We start from the raw sequence: 8,077 nt of genomic DNA on the forward strand, positions 1-8,077 counted from the left end.
GTATTATATGCATCCATACACACTTACCAATGTCTATCCTTTTCAACAAAGCCTTCTCCATGAATCTACAAGTAATTTATTTGTACTTAAATATGATTATTGATACTACAGTTGTGTATATGAAGTAACCTAAATTAAACAAGTTTAATTTCTTGATAATTATAGATTTCATTATTAAATATTAGAGCAATTGTAGCACTCCATCTTTATATATCATCGACTGGAGACCATCCTCCGAATTCATGCAGCCGAGTCGGCAATGACTAGATGTAGCACGTTCATCGCGAAACAAAAGCCCCCTACCTCTCGTCCATGATGAACGATGGCACCCATCATAGTTTTTAAAATTTCTTATGAATTAGTGAGACCCATAGACCAACCGACTCTCGTTACTATTTCACACATATCATATACATACATTCACTAGATTTATAATCAGCTATAGAATTATTTTGTTATTACAAAAAGAGTAAACAAAAAAATGTTTTAAGTTTTATGGCTCATGTTTATTTAAAAGATGCATAGCCCTGATCAACCATAACAACACTACCATTTACTGCGCTTGCCTCTTCTAATGAAAGTAAATAAACAGAATCCGCTATTTGTTGAGGGTGTGTTAAATCATTACCCATTATCTTTGCTTTCATGGCCTCGATTTGACCTTGATTCTTATACCCCTGAATAATTGGTGTATCAACAATACCTGGTGCAATGGCTATTACACGTATGTCATATTCAGCTAACTCTAACGCGGCTGATTTCGTCATCATAATAACGGCACCTTTTGTAGCATGATAAGCAAAAGTACCTGGAGAGGCTAAAATACCAAAAACCGAAGCAGTATTGATAATCACTCCTTTGATTCCTAATTCCCGCATTTTTTTACCAGCAGCAATAATACCATGTGTAACGCCATGCTGGTTGACATTAATAATACGATGATACTCACGCAAGTCTTGATCTAAAACAGGAGTCGGCCTTCCGATGCCGGCATTATTAAACATGACATCAATTCTTCCGAAAACATGAACGGTCTTTTCTACTAACGCTTCAACATCTTCATATTTCGAGACATCTGTTTTAACGAAGATTGCCTCACCACCATTTTCTTGGATGGATGCAACCGTTTCATATCCTAGCTCCTCATTGAAATCGGCAACTACAACTTGATCGCCTTTTTCGGCAAATTTTAAGGCCGTTTCTCTTCCTATTCCACTTGCTCCGCCTGTAATAACAGCGACTCTTCTCATACTCATCATTATTCCACTCCTTTATTTTTCAAATAACAAAATTAGAATTTTATGATGCAAGTTACTATTTTAAAAAATAATAATCATCTGTATTGTAACGTTGTTTTAAATTTATTAAAATTTAGATATATTTACTAATAATTAAGTAATACTTAATAAGGAGATACCACAATGAATCTTGAACAAATGGAATACATCGTTGAAGTAGCAAAAACCGGATCTTTCACGAAAGCAGCTCAAGAATCTCATGTTACTTTATCTGCAATAAGTCAATCTATTTCTCTACTTGAAACAGATCTTGGGGTGACGCTTTTTACTCGTTCACGTGGTTTAGGTGCGGTTCCAACTGCAGAGGGAAAGACGATTATTCGGAAAGCAAACGATATTTTGTTACAAGTGAAGGAGTTAAAAGAAGAAGCGCAAATTTATAACAATACATTAAGTGGGGAATTAAAAATTGCAACGATACCAGGGCCTATGCATGTCTTAATAGATCTCGTGGCGAAGTTTAAAAAGGATCATCCGCACGTAAACATAAAAATTTATGAAAAGGGGAATAAAGAAATCTTAGATGATCTTCAACAAGGTAAGATTGATATTGGGTTTATCGCATTATCAGAAAAGCTGAGGGAAAAGTATACCTGTTTTTTATTTGAAAAATTATTAGAAATAAAGATTGTTGTTGGTGTAAATAAGAATTCACCACTTGCATTAGAAAAAACAATTACACCAGAACAATTGGTGAACCAGACTTTAGTCCTATATGACGATGAATATATTCGGAATAGTATTAATGACTTGTTTGCTAAGTATGGAAAAGCGAACATTCTTTTTATTTCAAATAATACACAGGCTATACAAAATGCGGTACATCAAGAGTTAGCCATTACGATTGGCGTAGATTACTCTTTTGTAAATAACCTAGTAGATGCCCAAAAAGAAATTATCTCTATTGAACTTGTAGTCCCCAATCTTCCCCCATTTTCGTATGGATGGGTACTTAGTAAGGACAAGCATCCATCACAAATTTTAAAACGGTTTATTAATAGGCTTCATTTTGAATAACAATGGATTCTGGTGTTTTGACATTTCCGCACCAGAACCCATCAACTCCTTATACATAATTCCCCTGTTTTATGCACTTTCGCGTATAGTATATATTCTTTTATTTTCAATTAATTTATCAAGGTTATATATTAAATTAGCTGCCATTCGCAGGAATTTAAGTCTTGCACTTATGACTATTTGGTTGAGCCATCAATATGATGTACTGAAACGTCAATATATCTTAAAAAGGAGCTCCCTTTATCAAGAGAGCTCCTTTTCTTATTTCTTCTTCTTTTCTGTCGGTTGGCTTTGTTTAGCGAAATTAGATGAATCATCGAAATTCGGTTGCTTTTTACCAGCATTATTACTTCTACCTTTTCCCATATGTAATGCACCTCCCCTCACCCTTACTATTCCCAATAAAAAAATCCTCTTGCATCCAAAAGAATTTTTTATGAAGAGATACTTTTTCTGTTCTGGAGATATTCTAAAATATTAGCTTGATGGTGATATTCCAGTATTTATTTAGCAATTATAAATCGATATACTAATCACTAAAAAGCATAGTCGGGAAGCATATTTTATTGTAAAACAAAATCAGTTGTAAGAAAGTAATTAAAATTCTATATCTTCCGCACTTTTTACACAAGCAAACCATTGACCGATTATCTCGTTATGATGCTTAATGATTTGAGACGCTGATAATACTGTAGAATTATATGTACTATGTCCATTCCCTACAAGAGTAACGTCATATCCTAAGCTGTACGCACGCCTGCATGTTGCATCTACACAAATTTCAGATTGAATTCCTGCTATAACAATTCGTTTTATATTCCTCATTTCCAGAGCTTGTTGAAGACCCGTTTTATGAAAAGAATCTGGGTGATTCTTCTCAAGAACGACATCTTCTGTTGCTGGAGCAATAGATTTATGAATTTCCCACCCAGCTGTCCCTTGTTTAAGTGTGGAACCAGACTTCCCATTAAATTTCATATAAAAAATAGGGGCTGAAGCAGAACGGGCTTTAGAAATCAATAATCGAATAACTCTTAATAATTCCATTTCATTATATAGAACTTTTCTCTCTTCAAATGAACCTACTTGTACATCAATAATAAGAAGTGCTGTACAGCTTTCCATCATAAATACCCTCCTAACACTTGTTCCCAAAATACAAAAAAATATATGTAAACTACCAAGTTATGCATATTTAATGTCTCCAAAATTTCCAAATAAACACACTAATACATGTATGTATTTGCTACCAATACTATGAAATGTTTACGCCATTTGTAAGAAACTAAATTCCACTTCACTTAATAGTCATAAAAGGTGGGTAATAATAGTTCATAAATTAAAGTTTATAATTATAGTCGGTATCTTATGTACTATTGGTACACGGACTTCAAATAAAGTAGCAGCTCGTATGTTAATGAGAGAAGATCTAGAGCCAACGGGGATATTCACTCGGGACGTAACTACCAACAAAAAGATAATTGGCTTTCGTATACAACAGGCTCCTCAATTAGTAAAAACGGTATTAAATAAAGGGCATGAAATTGGCAATCATACAATGAATCATGTTTTCGCTCAAAATACACCATTAAAAATGGTTCAAAAAGATATTTTAGAAGGACAGAAATATATAGAAAAATGGAATAAAGATCCCTTACTTTTCAGACCACCTGGTGGTTATATAAATTACACTGTATTTACAACAGTCAAGCAACAAGGGAAACAAATTGTACTTTGGTCTTGGCATCAAGATTCACGTGATTGGCCGAATCCTGAAGTAACTGCCATTGCTAATCACGTATAAAAGATGCTCGTAACGGAGATATTGTTCTTCTTCATGATGGTGGAGGGAACAGAAGACAAACTGTAGCTGCTCTAAAAATCATTCTTCCTAAGAATCAGGAAAAAGGATTTCAAGTTGTTAAAGTTTATGATCTTCTCAAGTATAAACGAAGTAAGTAGCATGGGTGTACCTCTAAAAATACTCACAATATGACTGCTAAAAGGTAGATGTGCAAAGAAAAATTTTCTCCAAACTATTAACAAAAAATAAATACATCCAAATCACTGATTATTGAGCCTCGTTATTAGCAACTGGATAGCTACTTAAGAACAAAAAAGAATTTGCCAATTTTTTTGCAAAATGTAACGGGGGCTCTACTGATTGGATATGAATATACATAATTAATGGGTTCATGTACAACCAGTGATTATGTAAAGCACTAACAATAATTCCTTGTTGTACAATTGATCTCATAAATGAAGGGATCTCTTCTTGCAGAACAGCAATTTCTCCTAAATTTAATGCATTACCATTTTGATCCAACGATTCAAAACTTACTCCTACGGGTACTACATAGGCACTTGGCTTCCCTTGAACAAGCACCCTAAAATCACGATGAAAAGATACCGAACAACCACCTTGACTTATTTCACTTTTCCCTTTAAGAATTGTAGCAAATTGATCACAAATGAAATTAAAGTTGTGCATAAATATAATTCCTTTCTCATACAAAATGATGAATTTATAGTTTTAATTTAAAAAGGACTTTTTCCTACTCTTACAGCCAAGAAACACAGATAAACAAACTCAACTCGCTTCGAAATTCTAAAAAAACAGGTCACAAAGTGTAATCTGTGACCTGTTTATTTTAGACGAAATACCTACGATATCTCCAAGCAATCATAACCATTCTTGAAAGGGATTAATGTATCAGCTTTATTGAACGTCTGATTCATGATGTCCCCCTGTTCTGTTGTAGCTTTGCAATAAAGTTTGATTAAAAATGCCTCACAAACCCATAGTTTACGGTAAAGAAAAAGAATCCAGTTTGAAAAAAGATTGATCAAAATGGATTCCACTTTTGAGATTGACTATTTATCTTTCATAAAAAAGTTTGATCATTTTTGTGATCTATCCTCCATTAAAGCGCCCGTTTCTTGAATAACTATAGGTTTACCGCATATTTATCCCGTTCTGTTTTATTTTTTTTCCATTATTGGAGGTATAAATATAAAGAAAAGCAAGAAGTCCATATAAGATTCCTCCTAACAAGAAAAACGGTTCAACAATTACTAATAGTAAAGAAAGTGATTCTGATTCCAACAAGCTTTGAATTATCCCTACACCACCGCGTAAACCCAAAACCACACACGCTCCCCATGCTGAAGTGAGCAACAACCAGGATGGAAACCTTCGTCCCCAAGCTTGAACAAGTGCAAGTGCAGTAAATGCAGCAATTATACATAGGGCAATTGCAACCAGATTAATGATGAATAACACTTCGCCCATCGTCCTGCCTTCAAATCCTAAAGTGCCTCCTGCAGCCCAGTAAATGTGGATTAACCCGAATAGAGTCGACCAAACAAAAGCTGCATAACCAGTAAAAACCAACCACTTCTCGATTTTGTCCAGAGGATGACGATCATTATTGTTTTTGATTGTAATAACTCCTTTCATTATGAGGGATAACAGAAATCTTTTTGAATTACGTATAGTTTTATATATTGTTTCATTTTATAATTTATTATTATTAAATCCAATGAAAATTTTACGAATATTATGATTGTATTTGTACAATCAGTTACTACATTATAGTATACTCACAACGCTCCTACAAAGCTTACTAAAATAACAAGCTCATAATCCATGTAAAGTAACCTACGATTATCATCATGTCTTCATCAGAGTTGATAATCCTGTAATTCCAAGAACAGGCATCCAACAAATAGCGAGGAAACCATAATCCACTATAACCTGCGGTACTAATTCCATCTTTCAGACTCCATTTCATCTGACATATGTTTTTTAAAATGTGGAAATAAGGTGTTCCCCCCTTTCAACTAACCAAGTTATGTTTCAAAAAAGTTAATTAAAAGTCAGTGAACATATGCAACTTCTCTAATAAAAGCCACTCCATAAAGACTCTATTACTATTTGGTCTCAAGGGTATTCTTTTTTTCTTCCCGTATAATTTGATTTATTTTAATTAAGGTATCGGTCATTTGCTGCAAGGATTCGATATCAATTTTAGAGAAGTATTTCTCAATAAGTAAATCATCTAGCTCAGACAACCGTTCTATAAACTTGCTACCGTTAGGACCAAGTGTAAGGAAATATTCACGTTTATTGTTAGGATTTACTTGTTTCGAAATCATCTTATGTTTTTCCAATTTAGATAAAACTTGACTGACAGCACTTTTGGATATATTAAAAGTGCTCGCAATGTTGTTTGCTGTAGTATTTTTATTTAAATTGATATAGAATATCATGTTCTCTTGCTGTCCTGTTAGACCGAACTCAGTCTTTAACTCCTGAGATATTAAAATGTTTAATTCATTGTAGGCCCGGTTCATTTCGGTAATTACTCCTTTATAAGAACTAGTCATATGATTCTTCCTCCACTCATTTTATTATTGCACTGTACGCTGTTTTTTCGCTTTTGTATATAATTAAGTTAAGTTAACTGTACAATGCCTTTGTGTTAGTGTAAAGTAAAATGTATCTCAATACTTTAATTACAAATTCTTTTTAATAGTGCATAAAAAGCTCCTATCTCACAGCAGTATTTGCAAGAATCCCTTGAACTACACATGGTACACCTTTTGGAGCATTATCACAGGGTTGCTATTCTAGTCCATCATATAGATAAAATGTAATGGATTAATAAATTATGGAGTTTCAAAGACTCATTTTTTCAAGTCAGTTTAATTTACATTTAAGACATAGATGCAAGATAAGAAACAAAAAGAGGCGATTTGTTGTTTCCAATGATAATAACGAAAACGGAGGTATATGGTATTGAAAAAATCGGATCTACGGATTATTCGGACAAATAAATTTATATATGATGCTTTTATCAAGCTGATAGGGGAAAAGGGATACGAAGCTATTACCATTCAAGACCTCACAGATGAGGCACTCATTAATCGTGCAACATTTTACTCGCATTACAGGGATAAACAAGAGCTGCAAAAACTCTAAAGTTCTTGCAAGTAATCTCCTAAACTTGGACATACTGATCGTACACCTTTTATAGAGTTGTATTATCAATATGTCCAAAATTTGAAGATTCATTGCACAAGTTTTATCGTTTTTACACCAGAATCGTTTATAACGAAAACATGTTGCTTATAATAAAATTATATCTTATTCGCTATATAATTCAATTTAAACTTAGTTCATAAACGTATTGTAAAAAACAAAATTTCAAATTGTGCCGTTTATATTGACAATAACAAACGATTAATTAAAACAGGTAGGCATCTAGCTAATACCAACTCTACAAATTCTAACTCTTTTAAAATAACCTCTTATTAAGCCTTAGAAATATCAACAAATCCTTCCCCAAACACATCACGAACATCGTGTATAGCGATGAAAGCACTCGTATCAGTAGATTGAACAATCCGTTTTAACTTCATTACTTCTTGCTTATTAATAACAATATAAAGAATTTCCTTTGGGGTTTTTGTGTAATAACCATGACCTGAGTATACGGTAACCCCTCTGTCCATTGATGTAGTCACTTGTTCGGCAATGTCATTCGGTCTATCAGAGATAATAGTAATGGCCTTCTTCGGGTTTAAGCCTTCGATTACAAATTCCATCACTTTCGTTCCTATATATAGCATAATAATTGTCAACATCAGCTTTTCTGCACCTATAATAAAATAAGATGAAAAAGCAACTATTAAATCGAAAAACAACAGACCATAGCTAATGCTCCATCCTAAATACTTATGCGTCATCCTTGCTAAGA

Annotated in this window: 7 protein-coding genes and 2 pseudogenes; 3 read left to right on the top strand and 6 right to left on the bottom strand. The window is 33.5% G+C overall.

What is annotated here, in order from left to right:
* Nucleotides 1-506: 506 nt before the first annotated feature.
* Nucleotides 507-1,256: an SDR family NAD(P)-dependent oxidoreductase gene (locus tag MR109_RS24995; protein WP_242274263.1), complete on the bottom strand. Its 750-nt coding sequence runs from the start codon at nucleotides 1,254-1,256 to the stop codon at nucleotides 507-509.
* 165 nt (nucleotides 1,257-1,421) lie between these two features.
* Here MR109_RS24995 and MR109_RS25000 point away from each other — a divergent pair, with 165 nt between their 5' ends.
* Nucleotides 1,422-2,315: a LysR family transcriptional regulator gene (locus tag MR109_RS25000; protein ID WP_242274264.1), complete on the top strand. Its 894-nt coding sequence runs from the start codon at nucleotides 1,422-1,424 to the stop codon at nucleotides 2,313-2,315.
* Between the two features lie 597 nt (nucleotides 2,316-2,912).
* Here MR109_RS25000 and MR109_RS25005 read toward each other — a convergent pair.
* A complete protein-coding gene (locus MR109_RS25005) occupies nucleotides 2,913-3,443 on the bottom strand; it encodes a cysteine hydrolase family protein (protein WP_242274265.1) in 531 nt (176 codons plus the stop codon).
* A gap of 199 nt (nucleotides 3,444-3,642) precedes the next feature.
* On the opposite strand from MR109_RS25005, the pseudogene MR109_RS25010 reads away from it, so the two are divergent.
* Nucleotides 3,643-4,277 (top strand): annotated as a pseudogene (locus MR109_RS25010) (polysaccharide deacetylase family protein).
* Between the two features lie 109 nt (nucleotides 4,278-4,386).
* On the opposite strand, the gene MR109_RS25015 reads toward MR109_RS25010, so the two are convergent.
* The 3 genes from MR109_RS25015 to MR109_RS25025 form a co-directional block, all read right to left on the bottom strand.
* A complete protein-coding gene (locus tag MR109_RS25015) occupies nucleotides 4,387-4,806 on the bottom strand; it encodes a DUF1259 domain-containing protein (protein ID WP_048376320.1) in 420 nt (139 codons plus the stop codon).
* Nucleotides 4,807-5,271: 465 nt separating this feature from the next.
* On the bottom strand, nucleotides 5,272-5,775 hold the full coding sequence (locus MR109_RS25020) for a DUF3995 domain-containing protein (protein WP_242274267.1): 504 nt from the start codon (nucleotides 5,773-5,775) through the stop codon (nucleotides 5,272-5,274).
* 473 nt (nucleotides 5,776-6,248) lie between these two features.
* Nucleotides 6,249-6,704, bottom strand: a complete 456-nt coding sequence (locus MR109_RS25025) for a MarR family winged helix-turn-helix transcriptional regulator (protein ID WP_048376316.1) — start codon at nucleotides 6,702-6,704, stop codon at nucleotides 6,249-6,251.
* A 406-nt stretch (nucleotides 6,705-7,110) separates the two neighbouring features.
* Here MR109_RS25025 and MR109_RS25030 point away from each other — a divergent pair.
* Nucleotides 7,111-7,287: pseudogene (locus MR109_RS25030) on the top strand (TetR/AcrR family transcriptional regulator); the annotation flags it as partial.
* 344 nt (nucleotides 7,288-7,631) lie between these two features.
* On the opposite strand, the gene MR109_RS25035 reads toward MR109_RS25030, so the two are convergent.
* Nucleotides 7,632-8,077, bottom strand: a 446-nt coding sequence (locus MR109_RS25035) for a YitT family protein (protein ID WP_242274269.1), incomplete at its 5' end; no start/stop codon positions are given.

It is taken from the genome of Bacillus cereus group sp. BfR-BA-01310, from assembly GCF_022664325.1.
In the GTDB taxonomy this organism is placed as follows: domain Bacteria; phylum Bacillota; class Bacilli; order Bacillales; family Bacillaceae_G; genus Bacillus_A; species Bacillus_A paramycoides.